Below are 18243 nucleotides of genomic sequence, written 5' to 3'. Positions count from 1 at the left end.
GGTCAGCGCAGTCCCAGCCGGCGGGCCTCTTCCTCGAGCTTGGCCTGCCGCCGCGCCTTGCGTCGCCGCTCGTGCCGGCGCAGCGGCGCCGGCCACCGTGCCTGGATCGTGGCGTTGAGCTCGGCGCCGAACAGCACCGCCATGCCGAAGAAGAAGCAGAACAGCAGCGCGCCGATGGGGGCCGCGAGCGCACCGTAGGGCAGTGCCGTGGTCAGGATGTCGCCGATGTAGGCGCGCAGCACGGTGGCGGCGACGAGGAAGAAACCGAGCGTGAGGAAGGCCCCGGGCAGGTGCCGCCGCCACGGCAGCCGGTGCGGCAGCACCACGTGGAAGAAGCTGGTGAGGGCCAGCAGCAGGCCCACGAGGACCAGCGGCCAGTAGACGGCGTCGATGAGCATCGCCGCCGTGGCGCGCCAGTTCGGCGGCGCCAGCGCGATGAGCACCTCGCGGCCGAGGACGAGGAGCGGGAGCGTCAGCACCGCCATGACCATCCCCACGACGAACAGCCACAGCGCCTTGAGGCGGGTGCGGATCGGTCCGCGGACGTCGCGCTGGTCGTAGGCGATGACGATCGTGTTCATGAACGTCGCGGTGGCCGACGACCCCGCCCAGAGCGACAGCAGGAAGCCGACGCTCACCACGTCCAGCCGGCCCGAGCCCAGGATGTCCGCCAGCGTCGGGGCGACCAGGGAGTCGACGACCCCCGGCGTCAGCGCCTCCGCGGAGGCGTCCAGGAGCTGGTCCTCGATCTGGCGCACCGCGTCGCTGCCGATCAGGTCGCCGAGGTAGCCCAGCGATCCCAGCAGCCCGATGAGCAGCGGCGGGATGGACAGGATCTGCCAGAACGCCGCCTCCGCCGAGAGCCCGAGGATGCGGTCCTGCCAGGCCTTGGCCACGGTCTGGCCGAGGACCTGCAGCGGGACCCGCACCGCCGCGGGCCAGCTGACCAGCCGCGAGGGGGACGGCGGCTCGGGCGCAGCACCCCCGGCCCCGGGCTCCGTGCCCGGCCCGGAGGGGGTGTCCTGCGTGGCCGGGCCGCTGGGCAGGACGGCGCTCACCACGACAGTGTGCACGTCCCCGCTGGCAGCGGCCGCGGAGGTGCTGCTCGTCAGTCCGCCGACGGACGTCGGCCGGGGCGGCGGCCGCCCGGTGACGGCGCACCAGCCGGAGTCGTGCCGTCCGGGTCGGCCGGGGCCGGGGCGGGCGGCGCGGTGCACCGGATGACCGCCTCGGCGGCGTACCGGGTGCGGAAGTCCTGCCGCTTGATCTCCGCGCCGGTGTTCAGGTCGCGGAAGACGCGCGTGACGGTGACGTCGAAGCCGCGCACGCCGGACTGGGGGATGCAGCCGTCACCCGCCGGCTTCTCCAGTACCGCCGGCTCCCGGAAGTTGGTGCGCGGGCCCTCGATCGCCTGGATCTCGTAGCGCTTGGTGCCGTAGAAGGTGACCGTCAGGGAGTTCGGCGTCCACGCGGTGTCGACGTAGATGCCGGTGTCGGTGTCGTTGCGCCACTGCAGGTCGATGAGGCCCTCGTACACCGTCGCCTCGCGGCCGGCGGGGTAGCGGTCGATGTAGAAGCTGTGCGGCTTGTGGTAGACGTCCTCGAGCCCGGCGAAGAACACCGCGTTGAACATCGTGGTGGCGAACTGGCTCACCCCGCCGCCCACCGCCTTGGAGAGCTGGCCACCGCTGATGACGGTCGCCTCGATGTAGCCCTGCGCGGTCCCTCGGGGGCCGGTGTAGTCGTTCAGGCTGAAGGTCTCGCCCGGCAGGATCAGCGCGCCGTCGACCTCGGCGGCCGCCACGCGGATGTTGGTGCCGCTGGCCGGGTTGCTGATCTTCGTGGTGAAGGTGCTGACCTGCTCCTTGATGCCGAGGGCCTCGGCCTCCTGCGTGGTCAGCTCGGCCGGCACGGGCCCGAGCTCCGCGGTGACCGAGCGCGGGGCGTCGTCGGTCAGCACCGGGAGCAGCTGCTCGGCCAGGTGGGCCGGGTCGATCCCGGTGCCGTCGACCGAGGGGACGACCGACACCGAGCCGCCGGACACCTGGAAGCTCGCGTCCTTGGCCGGCGTGCCGAAGCGGCCCAGCTGGTCACCCATCGCCGTCTGCAGCTTCGCGGGATCGATGCCGACGTCGAGCGTGCCGTCGTCCGCCGGGGTGAAGGTGAGCGAGGCGGCGATCGCGGCGACCGGCACCTCGGCGCTGACCGCACCGTCCTGGCTGACGACGGCGACCGGCGCGGAGAGCGCGGGCGTGACGGTCTCGTCGAGCACCCGCTGGGCCTCGGCCTGGTCGACCGACACGCCCTCGACGTCGACCGGCAGATCGATGGGACTGGTCGGGTCCTGCCCGGAGGCCAGCGCGTCGAGGATGGCCTCGGCGGCACCGTCGCGGTCGAGGGTGCGCCCGTCCTGGGGCGGGACGACCGAGGGGGTCGTGCCCTCGATGGCGACCGTGGCGTCGACCGGCGCCCGGTCGACCTGCTCGGCCAGCGTGTCCATCTGCGCCGAGAGCGCCGTCTCCTCGCCGGTGAGCACGGGGTCGACCCGGCGGTCGGAGAAGAGGCTGACCAGCCGTGTCCAGGGGTTGAGGGGCTGGTCGTCGGCCGCGTCGACCGTGGCGTCGACGTCCAGCGCGATGCCGGCCGTGACGGGCGCGAAGGGGACGGTGACGTCGTCGGCCCGCACCTGGTGCTCGGCGGTGACCCGGTCGGCCAGCCGCTCCTCGAGGACGCCGGCAGCGGCGGCGGGGGAGAGGCCCCCGATGTCCACGCCGGCGACCACGGTCGAGCGCGGGATGTCGCCGGAGGCCACGAGCAGGTCGACGCCGTAGGCGGCCACGAGGACACCGGCGGCCACGGCGGGGGCCAGCACGGAGCGCCGGCGCCACCACGGCCCGCGAGGGGCGGGCGGCTCGGCGGGCGGCGGACCGTCCACCGGTCCGGTGCCGTCGTCCTCGTAGGCCGGCAGCGCGCCCGTGGCGTCGTCCTCGTAGGCCGGCAGGGCGCCGGTCGCGTCGTCGTCGAGCGGGGGGACGACGGCCGTGGCGTTCGGGTCGTCGTCGGACAGGTCGATGCGCTGGGTCGCCCCCTCGTCGGGCGGCTCCTGCGCGGCCGGCGCAACGGGCGCCGGAGCAGGAGGGGTATCGGCGGGCTCCGGCGCGCCGCGCTGCCACTCCCGGGTGACCGGACGGGTGTCGTCGTGCTCCTCGCCGAAGCCCTGGGCAGAAGGCGCGGCGGCCGGGCGGGGGTCGGGACCGTCGGCGCGCATGCGGACCGTCTCGTCCGACGCCGGGTACTGCTGGGACATGGGGGCTTCCTCCGGTCGCCGTGTGCCGGGGGTCCCCGGAGACGACGGAGCCGCCGGCCCGACGCCCGCACGAGGCGGGGAGTCGGACGCGGCGGCGTCGTCAGGTGAGGCGGTCATCGCGGGCGCGACGATAGCGCCTCTCTCACGCGGTCACGTGCTGCTCGCCGTCTGTGTCGATGATGTCGACCGCAATGTCGCGGAGCTTGTCCTCGTACTCGCGGGCGTGGTGTCCGCAGAACACGAGGTCGCTGCCGCTGGCGAGCACGACACGCACCTTGGCCAGGGCGCCACAACGGTCGCAGTGGAAGGGCACGACCAGGTCGTCGGCGGCGGGGGTCGTCGTCAGCGTCTGGGTCATCTGGGTCATCACTCGCTCTCTACCGCACGGACCCGCGGCTGCGGATCGGCCTCCTGCACAGCGCCAGGATGGCCCCTCGTGTTCCCGTTCCCGATGCGTTCGTCGCGGACTCGCCGAATGAGATGAGTCCGTGACCGATGGTGCGATCGAGGCGGGTCCAGCAGGGGACGTCACTGGCTTCTTACGGGTGGAGCACGTACTGGTCGTCGTCGGAGCCCCGGGTGGGAGAACCGGGACGACCGTGGGTCCTCTGCTGTTGTGCGTCTCCCACGCTACGCCGTCTACCCGACAGAGGTCGGGCTACACCGGTCGCGACGACACTGTGACCCATCCGGGTCACGCCGCGACCAGCCGTCGTCGCGCAGGCGCAGCGAGGGCCCGGCACGCGGTGCGTACCGGGCCCTCGTCCGACCGGTCAGTCGAGGTAGTCGCGCAGCACCTGCGAACGGCTGGGGTGGCGCAGCTTCGACATGGTCTTCGACTCGATCTGGCGGATCCGCTCGCGGGTCACGCCGTAGACCTGGCCGATCTCGTCGAGGGTGCGCGGCTGGCCGTCGGTGAGACCGAAGCGCAGCCGGACGACGCCGGCCTCCCGCTCCGACAGCGTCTGCAGGACGCTGGTGAGCTGGTCCTGCATGAGCGTGAAGCTCACCGCGTCGACGGCCACCACGGCCTCGGAGTCCTCGATGAAGTCACCGAGCTGGCTGTCGCCCTCGTCGCCGATGGTCTGGTCGAGGCTGATGGGCTCCCGGGCGTACTGCTGGATCTCCAGCACCTTGTCCGGGGTGATGTCCATCTCCTTGGCCAGCTCCTCCGGGGTGGGCTCGCGGCCCAGGTCCTGGAGCAGCTCGCGCTGGATGCGGCCGAGCTTGTTGATGACCTCGACCATGTGCACCGGGATGCGGATGGTGCGGGCCTGGTCGGCCATGGCGCGGGTGATGGCCTGACGGATCCACCAGGTCGCGTAGGTCGAGAACTTGTAACCCTTGGTGTAGTCGAACTTCTCGACCGCGCGGATCAGACCGAGGTTGCCCTCCTGGATCAGGTCCAGGAACGCCATGCCGCGGCCGGTGTAGCGCTTGGCGAGGGAGACCACGAGGCGGAGGTTGGCCTCGAGCAGGTGGTTCTTGGCGCGCTCGCCGTCGCGGACGATCCAGTTGAGGTCCCGGCGCATCTGCGGCGAGATCTTCTGGCCCTCCTCCTCGACCTGGCGGAGGCGCTCGGAGCCGTAGAGACCGGCCTCGATCCGCTTGGCGAGGTCGACCTCCTCCTCGGCGTTGAGGAGCGCGACCTTGCCGATCTGCTTGAGGTAGGCGCGGACGGAGTCGGCCGAGGCGGTGAGCTCGGCGTCCTTGCGGGCCTGCCGCAGCGCCTCGGACTCCTCCTCCTCGTCCCACTCGAAGTCGCCGGAGGCGGCCTCCTCGGCGGCGGGGGCCTCGGCCTCCGGGCCGTCGGTGCCGGCGACGATGGTCTCGTCGAGCTTGAGGCCCTCGCTGCCGGCGTCGACCACGGCGACGGTCGAGCCGTCGGTCGCCACAGCGGTGAGCACGGCGCCCTCGCCGGCGCCCGGAGACGGGGTGATCGCCGGCTTGGTGCGGCTCTTCGCCGGCGCCTTCGCGGCGGCGGTCTTGGCCGGGGCCTTCTTCCGAGCGGAAGCCGGCTCGGCGGCCGCCTTCGTGGCACGGGTACCGGTCGCGGCCGTCCTGGCGCGCGGGCTGGCGCTCGCTGCGGCTGCTTCCGGTGCTGGCTGGTCGGCGGGCACTCAGGTTCCTTCCCGTACTGGGTTCGTTCCCCGGGGGACCGTGTGGTCCGCGGGCAGCGGCTCCGGCCAGCGCCCCGGGCGGGGGAGGACCCGGCGGACCGAGGCGGCGTTTGACCGCGATCGGGGCAGGGGATCCCTCCCGGCTGGAAGGGCGACGGGCTGGGGCTTCACCATTGTAACGGCGTCCCGCCGCGATTCCAGCGCCTCCGATCGACGACCCTCGCTCCGACGGGGCGGTCGGGTGTGACCCCGCAGGGTGAGGAGGGCTTGCTCACGCAGCCGGCCGCGCTCCGGTCACGGAGCCAGGCGCTCCACGGCGGCCAGTGCCGCGCCCACGATCCCGGCATCGTTCTGCAGCTCCGCCGGGACGACCGGGGTCCGCGTGGTGAGCAGGGGAACCCACTTCTGGGCCTTCTTGCTCACCCCGCCCCCCACGATGATCAGGTCGGGCCAGAGACCGGCCTCGAGCACGTCGAGGTAGCGGTCCACGCGGGCGGCCCAGTCGGGATAGCTCAGTTCTTCCCGCTCGCGGGCTGCCGCGGAGGCACGGCGCTCGCCGTCCTCGCCGTCGACCTGGATGTGGCCGAACTCGGTGTTGGGCACCAGGCGCCCGTCGACGAACAGTGCGCTGCCGATGCCCGTGCCGAAGGTGAGCATGAGCACCACCCCGCCGCGGTCGCGCCCCGCCCCGTACCGCATCTCGGCCAGGCCCGCGGCATCGGCGTCGTTCAGCGTCTGCACCGAACCGGGGATGCGCTGCTCCAGGCCGGCGTCGACGTCGGTCCCGATCCAGCTCTTGTCCACGTTCGCCGCGGTGTGGGCGACCCCGGCCTTCATGACCCCGGGGAAGGTGACGCCGACGTGCCCGGCCCAGCCGAAGGAGTCGACGATGCTCGCGACCACGCCGTAGACGGACTCGGGCAGCGAGGGCTGCGGCGTCTCGATCCGCACCCGCTCACCGATGAGACGACCCTCGTCCAGGTCGACCAGGCATCCCTTGATGCCGCTGCCGCCGATGTCCACTCCGAAGCCCTGCACCCCGACAGCGTAAGGACCCCGTCGCCCCGCCCCTCGCTGGCTCGCGGCGGGTCCCTGCGACGGGGCCTGGGGCAGGATCGTCGGCGTGCCCCCGGACGCGATCCACCCGGCCCCCACCGACCTGCTCGCCCTGGCCGTGTCGGTCGCCCGCGAGGCCGGCGCGCTCGTCGCCCGCGGCCAGGACCGCGCCGGGGACCACGTCGGCACGAAGTCCAGCCCGGTGGACGTGGTGACCGCCGTCGACTCCGCCAGCGAGGAACTGCTCGTCGGCCGGCTGCTCGCGGCCCTGCCGGACGACGGCGTCCTGGGGGAGGAGGGGGCCTCGCGGGAGGGCACCAGCGGCGTCCGCTGGGTCGTCGACCCCATCGACGGCACCGTCAACTTCCTCTACGGGCTGCCGGCCTACGCCGTCTCGGTCGGCGCGGAGGTCCACGGCACGGTGCGTGCGGGGGCGGTGCTGAACGTGGCCACCGGCGAGCTGTTCACCGCGACCGCCGGAGGGGGTGCCTGGCTGTCGGTGGGAGATGAGGACGCGCGGCGGCTGAAGGTGCGGGAGCCGGCGTCCCTCGAGCGCACGCTCGTGGCCACCGGCTTCGGGTACCGGGTCGGGCAACGCCGGGCCCAGGGGCGCGTGGTCGCCGAGCTGCTGCCCCGCGTCCGGGACATCCGGCGGTCCGGCAGTGCCGCGCTCGACCTCTGCGCCGTCGCGGCCGGTCGGGTGGACGCCTACTACGAGCTGGACCTCAACCCCTGGGACCACGCCGCGGGTGCGCTGGTCGCCGCCGAGGCGGGCGCGGTCGTGACCGGCCTGCGAGGCGCGCCGGTGGGAGTGCCGATGACGGTGGCCGTCGCGCCGTCCGTGGCCGGCCCGTTCCTGGAGCTGGTGACCGAGCTGCACCCCTGAACCGGGACGGTGGCGTCAGCAGCCGAGGGGTGCGTCCGCGCCCTGCTCGATCGCCGCCGCGACGTCCTCGTCGGACGCCAGACCGGTGAAGTCAGGCCCGAGCACCACGTCCACCTCGGCCGTGGCCCGGGTGTCCTGGTGCCGGCCGATGCCCGGCAGGAAGGCGCTCAGGAAACGGGCCTGGTCCCGGCCGCGCGAGCCGAAGCGCACCTCGCCCACGCCCTGCACCTCGCGGTCGCTGGAGTCGTTGGCCACCTCGCCCACGGTGAAGCCGCGCTGCTCCAGGGCGTCGGACACGCTCTGCGCGAGGCCGGGCTGGTCGGTGGCGTTGAAGATCCGCACCGAGACCGTGCCCGGGTCCAGCGACGGGGGTGCCTCCTCGGCGCTGGCGCACGCCGCGGCCTCCTCGGCCTCCCGCGCGCTGTCCTGCCGCATCACCATCACCCACACCGCGGCGGCGGCGACCGCGAGGACCACCAGGAAGATCAGCGGCGGCAGCGGCCGGCGGCCGCTCCGCGGACGCACCGTGGGGCGGGCGGCGGTGCGCTCGGTCACTGCGATCTCCTCGGCGAGCTCCCGGTGGGGCTGACGCCCGGAGCTTAGGGGCGCGCCGCGCCGCTAGATCGCACCGTCCTCCAGCGCGGCGCGTCCCAGCTCCACGCAGGGGCCGATCCGCTCGGCGTACCCGCTGGTGTCCTTGCCCGCCATGGCTCCGGCCGCCGAGCGGGCGAGGATGCCCGCGATGATCGCGGCGAACTTGAAGAAGGCGAAACCGACGTACCAGTTGAGGTCGGACAGGTCGGTCCCGGTACGGGCGGCGTACCGGTCGGCGACCTCCAGCCGGGTCGGGAAACCGGGCAGCGTGGTCACCGGGCTGAGCGTCGAGGGACGGCTCTCCCCGGCCTGCGGCCAGTAGACGAACATCATCCCGATGTCGGTGAGCGGGTCGCCCAGCGTCGACATCTCCCAGTCGAGGACGGCGGCGATCCGGCCGGGCCCGGTGGGGTCGAGCAGGCAGTTGTCCAGGCGGTAGTCGCCGTGGGTGATCCCGGCCCGCTGGGTCGCCGGGACGGTCTCCGCCAGACGCGCGGCCAGTGCGTCGAGATCGGGCCGGTCCTGGTCGCGGGTGGCCTCCCACTGGGTGGTCCAGCGGCGCACCTGGCGGGCGAGGAAGCCCTCGGGCCGGCCGAAGTCGGCCAGGCCGACCGCGGCGGGGTCCACCGAGTGCAGGTCGGCCAGGGTGTCGACGAGGGCCTCGCCGATCGCCCGGCGCTGCTCGGGCTCGTCGGCGTACCCCGGAGGGAACTCGCTGACGACGTGCACGCCGACCACGCGCTCCATCACGTAGAACGGCGCACCCAGCACCGCGACGTCGGTGCACAGGTGCAGCGTCCGCGGCACGGGCACCGGTGTCGGGCCCAGGGCGGAGATGACCCGGTGCTCCCGCGCCATGTCGTGCGCGGTGGCGAGGACCGCCCCGGTGGGAGGCCGGCGCAGGATCACCGCCTCGTCCGGCGTCCCACCCTCCGGCGTCACCACGTACGTGAGGTTCGACATGCCCGCCGCGATGAGCTCGACGGTGACCGATCGCCATTTCTCGTGCCCCAGCGCGGAGGCCAGGTACGGGCCCACGACGGCTGGATCGGCACCCGGGGGAGTCGCCACGGCGGCAGGGTAACCTCTGCGGCTCCGCCGCCCGCCCGATCGCTCGCGGGCCCGATGTGTCGACTTCCTTGGGTCGGGCACAAACCGGGCCGCCTCGGCGTTGGGGGGCTGCCGGTCCTCTGCGAGGAGGACCGGGTGGGGGCCTCAGCAGCGGGCCTCCGCCGCAGAGACCCACCGGTCGCCCACCGGCGACCGGAAGGACGACGGCGCGCACCCCGCGCCGCGTCAGACGAACGGGCACGACGCCCGAGAAACACGGAGGAGGGGCACCCCCATGGCCACCGACTACGACGCCCCACGCCGCAACGAGACCGACGAGCTCGGCGAGGACTCGCTCGAGGAGCTCAAGGCACGACGGGCCGAGGCGCAGTCCTCCTCGGTCGACGTCGACGAGACCGACTTCAACGAGAACCTGGAGCTCCCGGGCGCCGACCTCTCCGGCGAGGAGCTGACGGTCCGCGTCCTGCCCAAGCAGGAGGACGAGTTCACCTGCTCGCGCTGCTTCCTGGTGCAGCACCGCAGCCGCCTGGCCGCCACCAAGGGCGACCAGCTGTACTGCCGCGACTGCGCCTGAAGAAGGACCCCCGTGCCCCCCTCCGCTCGCACGCTCGCGGTGGGGCCCTGCACGGGGGCCGTTGCATCCGCTGCTGAGGGGGCCCGATGAGCGAACCGCGTACCAGCGCTCCTCGTGACGTGCCGCCGCCGCGGCCGGTCGCCTCGCCGACGACGACGCCGCCCGCGGAGGAGAGCCCGCTCGCCCGCGCCGGGCGCGCCGTCGCCGACGCCGTCGCCGGGCTGAGCGGAGCGGCCGGCCGGTCCACGGCCGGCGGTCTGCGCGACGTCGTGGGCACCCTCGCGGGGGCGGTCGCCGGCGCGTTCGCCGGTCCGTCCGGCCCGGACACCGCGCGCACGGACGGGCCCGCGGACGCCCCGCCGGCCGGCGGGCGCGGCCCCGGCGCCCTGCTCGGCGACCTGCTGAGCGCCACCGTGCCCCGCCTGCCCGTCCGTGACCGGGAGCGGCTCCGTGCCGCCCACCCGGGCGCCGCGGACGACGAGATCGCCGAGGCACTGGTCCAGCGCGCGGCCCGGCTCACCTCCGGGGTCGGCGCCGCCGCGGGTGGCCTCTCCGCCGCGCACTGGTTCGCCCCACCGTCGCTGCTGGCTGTTCCCCTGGAGCTGGGCGCGGAGACCGTGCTCGTCGCGGCCGTGGAGATCATGCTCATCGCGGAGCTGCACGAGCTGCACGGCCGCCGCCCGCCCGGCGACGCCGCCCGCCGCGCGGAGGCCTACCTCGCCGCCTGGTCGGAGCAGCGCGCGGTGGGTGAGCAGGGCCTGGGCTCGCTGCTCGGGGCCGCCGGGATGCGCGCCCTGCGCCGGCGGATGACCCGCCGCCTGGCCGGTGCCGTTCCGACGGCGGCCCCGTTCCTCGTGGGTGCCGCGTTGTCCGGTCGGGTGAACCGGCGGGCGACGGAGTCCCTGGCCCGACGGGTGCTCGCCGACCTCCGCGGACCGCGCGGCTAGTGTCGCCGTCGTGCCCGAGCCACTCGCCGAGCCGGACGTCCCCGTCCTGCTGACCGTGCCGGACGGCGTCGTCCCGCGGTACGCGCTCCCGGGGGACGCGGGAGCCGACCTGAGCGCGGCGGAGGACGTCGAGCTGGCGCCGTTCGAGCGCCGGCTCGTGGGCACCGGGGTCGCCGTGGCCATCCCGGACGGCTACGCCGGGTTCGTGCACCCTCGTTCGGGGCTGGCGCACCGCCTCGGGCTGAGCCTGGTGAACGCGCCGGGCACGATCGATTCCGGCTACCGCGGCGAGATCAAGGTCAACCTGATCAACCTCGATCCCCGGGACACGCTGCGGCTCCACCGCGGCGACCGGATCGCCCAGCTCGTCGTGCAGCCGGTGGCGCGGGCGCGGTTCGTCCCGGTCCCCGAGCTGCCGGTCACCGAGCGCGGCGACGGCGGCCACGGCTCCACCGGTGGGCACCGTTCCACCGATCCATCAGCACGCGAGGGGCAGGACTGACATGCCGTTCGGACGGCGGCGCAACCGCATCGACCGCAGTCTCCGCGAGCGCGGGGTCCCTCCGGAGCCGCAGCAGCGGATCCGGGACGTCGAGGCCACCAGCGGGCCGTGGGACGAGGCCGACGCCCCGGACGACGGGGTGGCCCGCATCGACCTGGGCGCCGTCCGGTTGCCCGCACTGCCCGGCATGGACCTGCGGGTCGAGCTCAACCAGCAGCAGAAGGTGATCGCCGCGACGCTGCGCTCGGGGGAGTCGCTGCTGCAGGTCTCGGCCTTCGCCGCTCCCCGGGCCGCCGGGATCTGGGACGACGTCCGGGCCGAGCTCGGCCGCAGCGCATCCGGCCAGGGGGCGTCGCTCCGCGAGGTCGAGGGCCCATTCGGGGTCGAGCTGGCCGGCACCATGACGGCTCCGGTGGCGACCCAGCCCGGGCAGCCGGCGGGGCAGCCGGTGCGGCGGCACGCCCGCTTCTTCGGGGTGGACGGTCCGCGCTGGTTCCTGCGCGGTCTGCTCAGCGGTCCGCTGGAGGACGAGGCCCGCGCGGGAGAGGAGCTGCTGGAGGCGGCGTTCCGCGGGATCGTCGTCGTCCGGGGCAGCGAGCCGATGCCGGTGCGGGAGCCGCTGCCGCTGACGCTGCCCGCCCAGGCGGCCGCCCAGCTCGCCGCCCAGCAGCAGGCGCAGTCGCCCACCGACCGGCCCGCCGCCGGTCCGGCCTGAGGGGCGCGCCGAGATGGCCCCCGTACGCGGCCCCGTCTGCGTCCGACCGCACTACGCTGGGGACGTGACCGAGACCCGACCGGACGGCTGGTGGTCGCGCACGCTGCAGCGCCTCACCGCCGACGACCACGCCATCGACGCGCAGACCCTGCGCGCGGAGGCGGCCAACGCAGGGTGCGAGCCGGTGAGCTCGTGCCGCAAGGGCGAGGTCGTGACCGTGACCGGACGGCTGAAGTCGGTGGTCTACACGCCGCGCGAGACCGTCCCCACGCTGGAGGCCGAGCTGTTCGACGGCTCGGGCTCGGTGACGCTGGTGTGGCTCGGCCGCCGGCGCATCCCCGGTATCGAGCCGGGGCGCACGCTCACCGCCCGGGGCCGGTTCGCCGCCTTCGACGGCCGGCAGGTCATCTACAACCCCTGGTACGAGCTCGCCGCCGGCTGACGCCGCCGACGGGCACCGGCCCGTGCACGGCAGCGGAGGAGCAAGCGGGAGGAGCAGGGTGAGCGCAGCGGGCCCGGCCGGGGACGACACGGCCGACGACCCCACCGGAGCCGGTCCCGCCCGTCAGCCCCCGCTGTTCGACCGGGACACGGTCCTGCAGCAGCTGGGTGGCTGGCGCGGAATGGTCGACGCATCGCTGCCGACCATCGCCTTCGTGGTGGCCAACGGCGTCGGCGGGCTGCGCGTCGGCATCTGGGCGGCGATCGTCGCCGCGCTGCTGGTCTTCGTGCTGCGGGTGGTACGCCGGCAGAGCGTGCAGCAGGCGGTCAGCGGACTGTTCGCCGTCGGCGTCGCCGTCGTCATCGCCATGGCGTCGGGGCAGGCGCGGGACTACTTCGTGCTGGGCATCCTGCGCAGCCTCGCGATCGGCGTGGTGCTGCTGGCCTCGGTCCCCTTCCGCCGTCCGCTGGTCGGAGTGGCCGCGGAGTTCCTGGCACCGAGCCATCTCGGCTCCCTGGCCGGGCACTCGCTGCGCCCCGGCCGCTCCCGCCGCCCGGTCGAGGAGCGCGCGGCGCCGGCCGAGGCGGAGCGGCACTGGCGGGACGATCCGCGGCTGGTGCGCGCCTACGGGTGGCTCACCGTGCTGTGGGCGGCGAGCTTCCTGCTGCGGGCCGGGGTGCAGTGGGTCTACTACCGGGCCGACGACGTCGAGCTGCTGGGCACCTTCTCGGTGCTGCTGGGCCTCCCGCTGACCGGCGTGGTCCTCGTCGTCACGTTGTGGGTCGTCGCCCGGCTGCACCGGCACCGCACCGCGGCGGGCTGACAGCTCCTCCGGGCTCCGCGAGCCCGCGCACGGTCGTCAAGCCGCGCACGGTCGTCAGCCCGCGGCGGTCGGCCCGCCGGGAGCGAACACCTGCTGCAGCTGGTCCTCGGTGTCACCGTGGGACACGAAGAGCAGCTCGTCGCCGGACTCCAGCGGCTCGTCCGGGGTGGGCGTGATGACCCGGTCGCCCCGCAGGATGGTGGTCAGCACCGTCTCGCGGGGGAGCGGGACGTCGCGCAGCGGGTGGCCCACCCACGGGGTGTCGTCGCCGAGGGTGATCTCGACGAGGTTGGCCGCACCCTTGCGGAAGCTCATGAGCCGGACGACGTCGCCGACGCTGACCGCCTCCTCGACGAGCGCCGCGAGCACGCGCGGGGTGGAGACGGCGACGTCGACCCCCCAGGCCTCGGTGTACAGCCACTCGTTGCGCGGGTCCTTGACCCGGGCGACGACGCGGTGCACGGCGAACTCGGTCTTGGCCAGCAGCGAGACCACGAGGTTGGCCTTGTCGTCCCCGGTGGCGGCGACGACGACGTCGCAGGTGGCGAGCTGGGCCTCCTCGAGGGAGGTGACCTCGCAGGCGTCGGCCTGGACCCACTCCGCACCGGGCACCGAGCGGGTGCGGACCTTGCGGCCGTCCTTCTCGATCAGCATGACGGTGTGCCCGTTCTCGAGCAGCTCACCGGCGATCGAGCGGCCCACGGCGCCGGCGCCGACGATGGCGACGCGCATCAGTGCTCCCCTCCCTGCGGGCCCTGCTCGACGACCTCGTGCACCTGGGTGGTCAGCTCGTCGGTCGCCGCCACCACGAGCTGGTCGCCGTCCTGCAGGACCGTGCTGGGGGTGGGCAGCTGTGCCTCGCCGAACCGCACCAGCCAGGCGGCACGCGCGCCGGAGGCGGACTCCAGATCCGCCAGGCGGCGGCCCACCCAGCCCTCGGTGACGGTGACCCGCATCAGCAGGACTTTGCCGGTGGGCTCGCGCCACAGCTCGCTGACCTTGACCGACAGCAGCTCGCGCAGCAGCCGGTTCACCGTCCACGGCACGGTGGCGACGCTGGGGATGCCCATGCGTTCGTAGACCTCGGCCCGCTTGGAGTCGTAGATGCGGGCGACCACGTGCTGGACGCCGAAGGTCTCGCGGGCGACCCGGGCGCTGATGATGTTGGAGTTGTCGCCGCTGCTGACTGCCGCGAAGGCACCGGCGCTGTCGATCCCGGCGTCCAGCAGCGTCTGCCGGTCGAAGCCCAGCCCGGTGACCTGCCGTCCGGCGAAATCGGGGCCCAGGCGGCGGAAGGCCTCCGGGTCCTGGTCGATGACCGCCACGCTGTGGCCGATCTGCTCGAGCCGCCGGGCGATGGCCGAGCCGACACGGCCGCAGCCCATCACGACCACGTGCACGTGTCACTCCCTGCTCCTGGCCGCGCCGGCGCCGTTCGCCCGCGCATCGCACCGGGCGCGAAGCTACACCCGGGGCCCGTCGCGCACGCCGGAGGCGGCCCCCGGTACCCCCGTCGGGGCGGGGTGTGCCGAGTCACCCGCGCGGAGACCGCTCAGGTCCGTACCATCGCGCCGTGCCAAGCCTGTCCGACCTCGGACAACTCCCGAAGCGCCTCGTGCTGGGGCGACCCGTCCGCAGCGACCGCGTCGGGGAGTCCCAGCTCCCCAAGCACCTCGCGCTGCCGATCTTCGCCAGCGACCCGCTCTCCTCCGTCGCCTACGCGACGCAGGAGATCCTGCTCATCCTCACGCTGGCCGGGACGGCGTTCCTGTTCCTGGCGCCGTGGCTGGCCGCCGGGGTGGTCCTCCTCCTCGCCGTCGTCGTGCTCTCCTACCGGCAGGTGGTGCACGCCTACCCCTCCGGCGGTGGCGACTACGAGGTCGCGATGAAGAACCACGGCCAGTTCGCCGGTCTGGTGGTCGCCAGCGCGCTGCTCACCGACTACGTGCTCACCGTGGCGGTGTCGGTCAGCTCGGGTACCGACAACATCATCTCGGCGTTCCCGCAGCTCGACGACCACCGGCTGGCGATCGCCATCGGACTGGTGGCGCTGCTCGTGGCGGCGAACCTCCGCGGCGTCCGGGAGTCCGGCAAGACGTTCGCCGTCCCCACGTACCTGTTCATCACCGGCATCCTGGTGATGATCGTGACCGGGCTGGTCCGCGACTTCTTCACGGACAACCCGGTGGTCGCGGAGAGCGCCGACTACGCCATCCGCGCGGAGGCCGGGTACGGCGACCTCGGCGGCCTCGCGCTGCTGTTCTTCGCGCTCCGGGCCTTCGCCTCGGGGTGCACGGCCCTCACCGGGGTCGAGGCGATCGCGAACGGCGTCCCGGCGTTCCGGCCACCCAAGAGCAGGAACGCCGCCACGACCCTCGCCCTGATGGGCGGCATCGCCGCCAGCATGTTCGCCGGTGTGACGGCGCTGGCCCTCCTTGCCGACGTCAAGTACGTCGAGAACGCCTGCGACCTGGTCGGTTTCGACTGCGAGTCGCAGCCCCAGCGGACCGTCATCGCTCAGATCGCGGCGGCGACCTTCGGCGGCGACGACTCGATCGGCTTCTACTTCATCCAGGCGGCGACGGCGCTGGTGCTGATCCTGGCCGCCAACACCGCCTTCAACGGCTTCCCGCTGCTCGGCTCGGTCCTGGCGCAGGACCGGTTCATGCCCCGGCAGCTGCACACCCGCGGCGACAAGCTCGTCTACAGCAACGGGATCCTCGTCCTGGCCGGTTTCGCGGTCCTCCTGCTGCTGGCCTTCGACGCGGACTCCACGCAGCTGATCCAGATGTACATCGTGGGCGTGTTCACCAGCTTCACGATCGGCCAGTGGGGCATGGTCCGGCACTGGAACCGGGAGCTGCGCAAGGAGAACGAGTCCGCGCTCCGGCGTCGGATGCAGCGCTCCCGGGTGATCAACACGATCGGCGGCTCGCTGACGACGGTGGTCCTGGTGATCGTGGTCGTCACGAAGTTCGTCGGTGGCGCGTGGATCGTGATCGCCGCGATGCCGTTGATCTTCCTGCTCATGCGGGCGATCAACCGGCACTACTCGCACGTCGCCGAGCAGCTCGTGCCCGACACCGACGCCCGGACCCTGCCCAGCAAGGTGCACGCGATCGTCCTGGTGTCCAAGGTGCACAAGCCGACGCTGCGCGCGCTGGCCTTCGCGCGGGCGACCCGCCCGGACGCACTGACCGCCCTGACGGTGAACGTGGACGACGCCGAGACGCGCGGGCTGCAGGCCGACTGGGAGCGCTACGACATCCCGGTACCCCTGACGGTGCTCGAGTCCCCGTACCGGGAGATCACCCGGCCCGTCCTGGACTACGTGAAGAGCGTCCGCCGGGACAGCCCGCGCGAGCTGGTGGTCGTCTTCGTGCCGCAGTACGTGGTGGGGCACTGGTGGGAGAACGTCCTGCACAACCAGAGCGCCCTGCGGCTGCGGGCCCGGCTGCAGTTCCAGCCGGGGGTCATGATCACCACGGTGCCGTGGCAGCTGGAGAGCAGCATCGGGCACGACGACGTCGGCGCACCGCGTCCTGGCCCGGGGGACCTCCGTCGTGGTCTCACCGACGACCAGGTCGACGTGACCCCGTATGGCTGAACGGCGGCACCGTCGTCCCGGCCGCCCTCGGGAGAACCGGAACGTGGGCTGGACCGGTGACGAGTTCGAGGTGACCGTCGGCCCCGTCGCCCACGGCGGTCACTGCGTGGCCCGCCACGAGGGCCGGGTGGTCTTCGTGCGGCACACGCTGCCCGGGGAGCGGGTCCGGGTCCGCGTGACCGAGGACCGGCACCCCGGCTTCTGCCGGGCCGACGCGGTCGAGGTGCTCGAGGCCGCCCCGGCGCGGGTCGAGCGGCCCTGCCCGTACAGCGGCCCGGGGAGGTGCGGCGGCTGCGACTGGCAGCACGTCGACCCGGCGGAGCAGCACCGGCTCAAGGCGGCCGTGGTCCGCGAGCAGCTGGTCCGGCTGGGCCGGCTCGACGCCGGGGACCCGGTGGTGTCCGGGCTGGCGGTGGAGGCGCTGCCCGGCGGCGCGCTGCGCTGGCGCTCGCGCGCCCGGTTCGCCGTCGACGGCGCCGGCGTCCCCGGCCTCCGACGGCACCGGTCGCACGACGTCGTCGCCCTCGACGACTGCCCCATCACCGTGGAGCCGGCCGCCCGGGCGGTGCTGACCCGCCGCTGGCCGGGCGCCGGCGCGGTCGACGTGTCGATCGACTCGACCGGCGCGGTGACCACCGCGCGGCTGGATCACCGCGGTCGGCCGCAGCTCGTCGAGGTCCAGCACGCGGGGGAGGAGCTGCCCGCCGAGCCGACCGGCCGGGCCGAGCGCCGGGCCGGAGGGCGGGACTGGGAGGTCGAGGGCACCGGCTTCTGGCAGGTGCACCCGGCAGCCGCCGACGCGCTGGTCTCCGCCATCTCCGGCTTCGCCGCCGTCGCCGAGGGGGAGACGGTGCTGGACCTGTACGCCGGAGCCGGGCTCTTCGGCGGTGCGCTCGCGCCGGCCGTCGGGGAGAGCGGCCGGGTGGTGTGCGTGGAGGCCGACCCGGGCGCCTGCGCGGCCGCCGACGCCAACCTCGGCGCGCTCCCGCAGGCAGAGGTGTGGCAGGGCGAGGTGGACGCCGACGGTCTGGCCGAGCTGCTCGAGGAGCTGGGCGCGGCCCCCGACGTCGTCGTCCTGGACCCGCCGCGGGCGGGCGCCGGGAAGGCGGTGAGCCGGCTGCTCGCCGGAACAGGGGCGCGGGCGATCGTCTACGTGGCCTGCGACCCCGCGGCGCTGGGCCGCGACGTCTCCGCCTTCGCCGAGGCCGGGTACCGGCTCGCCGCCGTCCGCGGTTTCGACGCCTTCCCGATGACCGCTCATGTGGAGTGCGTGGCGCTGCTCGTCCCCGCCTGACGCGCGCGGCGGCGACGCTCGATACCGTCTAGGGGTGCCCACGTGGGAATACGCCTCGGTCATCACCGCCAACGACGCCGAGTCGCAGCGCGCAGGGGTGAGCGTCAAGCTCCCCGGCGGCCAGTCGGAACGGCAGCAGGGGGACACCAGCTCGGTGCTCAACAAGCTCGGTGCCGAGGGGTGGGAGCTGGTCAGCTACCACTCCAGCGGCGCCGGCACCTGGGGCTTCGAGCAGTTCTGGTTGAAGCGCCAGACCGCGGAGTAGCCCGCACGGCCCGTCGTCGAACGCATGTTCGACCGGTGGG

19 protein-coding genes are annotated in these 18243 nt (G+C 74.0%); 10 read left to right on the top strand and 9 right to left on the bottom strand.

The genetic code is table 11. The annotated features are described in order from the left end of the window. Window positions 1-2: 2 nt before the first annotated feature. The 5 genes from DQ237_RS02940 to ppgK all read right to left on the bottom strand — a co-directional run bounded on the left by DQ237_RS02940 (window position 3) and on the right by ppgK (window position 6465). Complete coding sequence (locus DQ237_RS02940) at window positions 3-1058, bottom strand: YihY/virulence factor BrkB family protein (RefSeq protein WP_240619356.1); 1056 nt, start codon at window positions 1056-1058, stop codon at window positions 3-5. A gap of 50 nt (window positions 1059-1108) precedes the next feature. After that, window positions 1109-3307, bottom strand: coding sequence for a VanW family protein (locus DQ237_RS02935; protein ID WP_113796895.1), 2199 nt, complete (start codon window positions 3305-3307; stop codon window positions 1109-1111). 142 nt (window positions 3308-3449) lie between these two features. Continuing rightward, on the bottom strand, window positions 3450-3674 hold the full coding sequence (locus DQ237_RS02930; protein WP_240619355.1) for a hypothetical protein: 225 nt from the start codon (window positions 3672-3674) through the stop codon (window positions 3450-3452). Window positions 3675-4080: 406 nt separating this feature from the next. Continuing rightward, entirely contained in the window at window positions 4081-5427 is a 1347-nt protein-coding gene (locus tag DQ237_RS02925; protein WP_113796894.1) for an RNA polymerase sigma factor, read from the bottom strand. 294 nt (window positions 5428-5721) lie between these two features. Further along, the gene (gene ppgK / locus DQ237_RS02920) at window positions 5722-6465 is read right to left on the bottom strand and encodes a polyphosphate--glucose phosphotransferase (protein WP_113796892.1); all 744 of its coding nucleotides are present in this window, start codon (window positions 6463-6465) and stop codon (window positions 5722-5724) included. Window positions 6466-6550: 85 nt separating this feature from the next. On the opposite strand from ppgK, the gene DQ237_RS02915 reads away from it, so the two are divergent. Beyond that, window positions 6551-7369 (top strand): inositol monophosphatase family protein, encoded by an 819-nt coding sequence (locus DQ237_RS02915; protein WP_240619354.1) that lies wholly within the window; start codon window positions 6551-6553, stop codon window positions 7367-7369. A gap of 15 nt (window positions 7370-7384) precedes the next feature. On the opposite strand, the gene DQ237_RS02910 is transcribed toward DQ237_RS02915, so the two are convergent. After that, complete coding sequence (locus tag DQ237_RS02910; RefSeq protein ID WP_113796890.1) at window positions 7385-7924, bottom strand: LytR C-terminal domain-containing protein; 540 nt, start codon at window positions 7922-7924, stop codon at window positions 7385-7387. 63 nt (window positions 7925-7987) lie between these two features. Beyond that, a complete protein-coding gene (locus DQ237_RS02905) occupies window positions 7988-9034 on the bottom strand; it encodes a phosphotransferase family protein (protein WP_113796888.1) in 1047 nt (348 codons plus the stop codon). A 274-nt stretch (window positions 9035-9308) separates the two neighbouring features. Here DQ237_RS02905 and DQ237_RS02900 point away from each other — a divergent pair, with 274 nt between their 5' ends. From DQ237_RS02900 to DQ237_RS02875, 6 genes are all read left to right on the top strand, one after another. Then, window positions 9309-9608: a DUF4193 domain-containing protein gene (locus DQ237_RS02900; RefSeq protein WP_113796886.1), complete on the top strand. Its 300-nt coding sequence runs from the start codon at window positions 9309-9311 to the stop codon at window positions 9606-9608. 86 nt (window positions 9609-9694) lie between these two features. Further along, entirely contained in the window at window positions 9695-10555 is an 861-nt protein-coding gene (locus DQ237_RS02895; RefSeq protein ID WP_113796884.1) for a hypothetical protein, read from the top strand. A 10-nt stretch (window positions 10556-10565) separates the two neighbouring features. Continuing rightward, window positions 10566-11057, top strand: a complete 492-nt coding sequence (gene dut / locus DQ237_RS02890) for a dUTP diphosphatase (protein WP_113796882.1) — start codon at window positions 10566-10568, stop codon at window positions 11055-11057. A gap of 1 nt (window position 11058) precedes the next feature. Beyond that, the gene (locus DQ237_RS02885; RefSeq protein ID WP_113796880.1) at window positions 11059-11772 is read left to right on the top strand and encodes a DUF3710 domain-containing protein; all 714 of its coding nucleotides are present in this window, start codon (window positions 11059-11061) and stop codon (window positions 11770-11772) included. Between the two features lie 64 nt (window positions 11773-11836). Continuing rightward, window positions 11837-12214, top strand: a complete 378-nt coding sequence (locus DQ237_RS02880; protein ID WP_113796878.1) for an OB-fold nucleic acid binding domain-containing protein — start codon at window positions 11837-11839, stop codon at window positions 12212-12214. A gap of 58 nt (window positions 12215-12272) precedes the next feature. After that, on the top strand, window positions 12273-13037 hold the full coding sequence (locus tag DQ237_RS02875; protein ID WP_240619353.1) for a DUF3159 domain-containing protein: 765 nt from the start codon (window positions 12273-12275) through the stop codon (window positions 13035-13037). 54 nt (window positions 13038-13091) lie between these two features. On the opposite strand, the gene DQ237_RS02870 is transcribed toward DQ237_RS02875, so the two are convergent. Together DQ237_RS02870 and DQ237_RS02865 are read right to left on the bottom strand one after the other, a co-directional pair. Beyond that, entirely contained in the window at window positions 13092-13769 is a 678-nt protein-coding gene (locus tag DQ237_RS02870) for a TrkA family potassium uptake protein (protein WP_113796876.1), read from the bottom strand. Continuing rightward, a complete protein-coding gene (locus DQ237_RS02865; protein WP_113796874.1) occupies window positions 13769-14437 on the bottom strand; it encodes a TrkA family potassium uptake protein in 669 nt (222 codons plus the stop codon). The genes DQ237_RS02870 and DQ237_RS02865 overlap by 1 nt, the downstream gene beginning before the upstream one ends. Window positions 14438-14610: 173 nt before the next feature. Here DQ237_RS02865 and DQ237_RS02860 point away from each other — a divergent pair, with 173 nt between their 5' ends. The 3 genes from DQ237_RS02860 to DQ237_RS02850 are packed head-to-tail and all read left to right on the top strand — an operon-like array spanning window position 14611 to window position 18203. Beyond that, window positions 14611-16644 (top strand): APC family permease, encoded by a 2034-nt coding sequence (locus DQ237_RS02860; protein WP_113796872.1) that lies wholly within the window; start codon window positions 14611-14613, stop codon window positions 16642-16644. Window positions 16645-16687: 43 nt separating this feature from the next. Beyond that, window positions 16688-17938 carry a class I SAM-dependent RNA methyltransferase gene (locus DQ237_RS02855; protein ID WP_240619352.1) on the top strand — a complete coding sequence of 417 codons (1251 nt, stop codon included), beginning with the start codon at window positions 16688-16690 and terminating at the stop codon, window positions 17936-17938. A 34-nt stretch (window positions 17939-17972) separates the two neighbouring features. Continuing rightward, a complete protein-coding gene (locus DQ237_RS02850; protein ID WP_113796868.1) occupies window positions 17973-18203 on the top strand; it encodes a DUF4177 domain-containing protein in 231 nt (76 codons plus the stop codon). The last annotated feature ends 40 nt before the right edge of the window (window positions 18204-18243 follow it).

Source organism: Blastococcus sp. TF02-8, assembly GCF_003319175.1.
In the GTDB taxonomy this organism is placed as follows: domain Bacteria; phylum Actinomycetota; class Actinomycetes; order Mycobacteriales; family Geodermatophilaceae; genus Blastococcus.
Note: the sequence above shows the minus strand (reverse complement) of the source record. Positions and strands in the feature narration are given on the sequence as shown.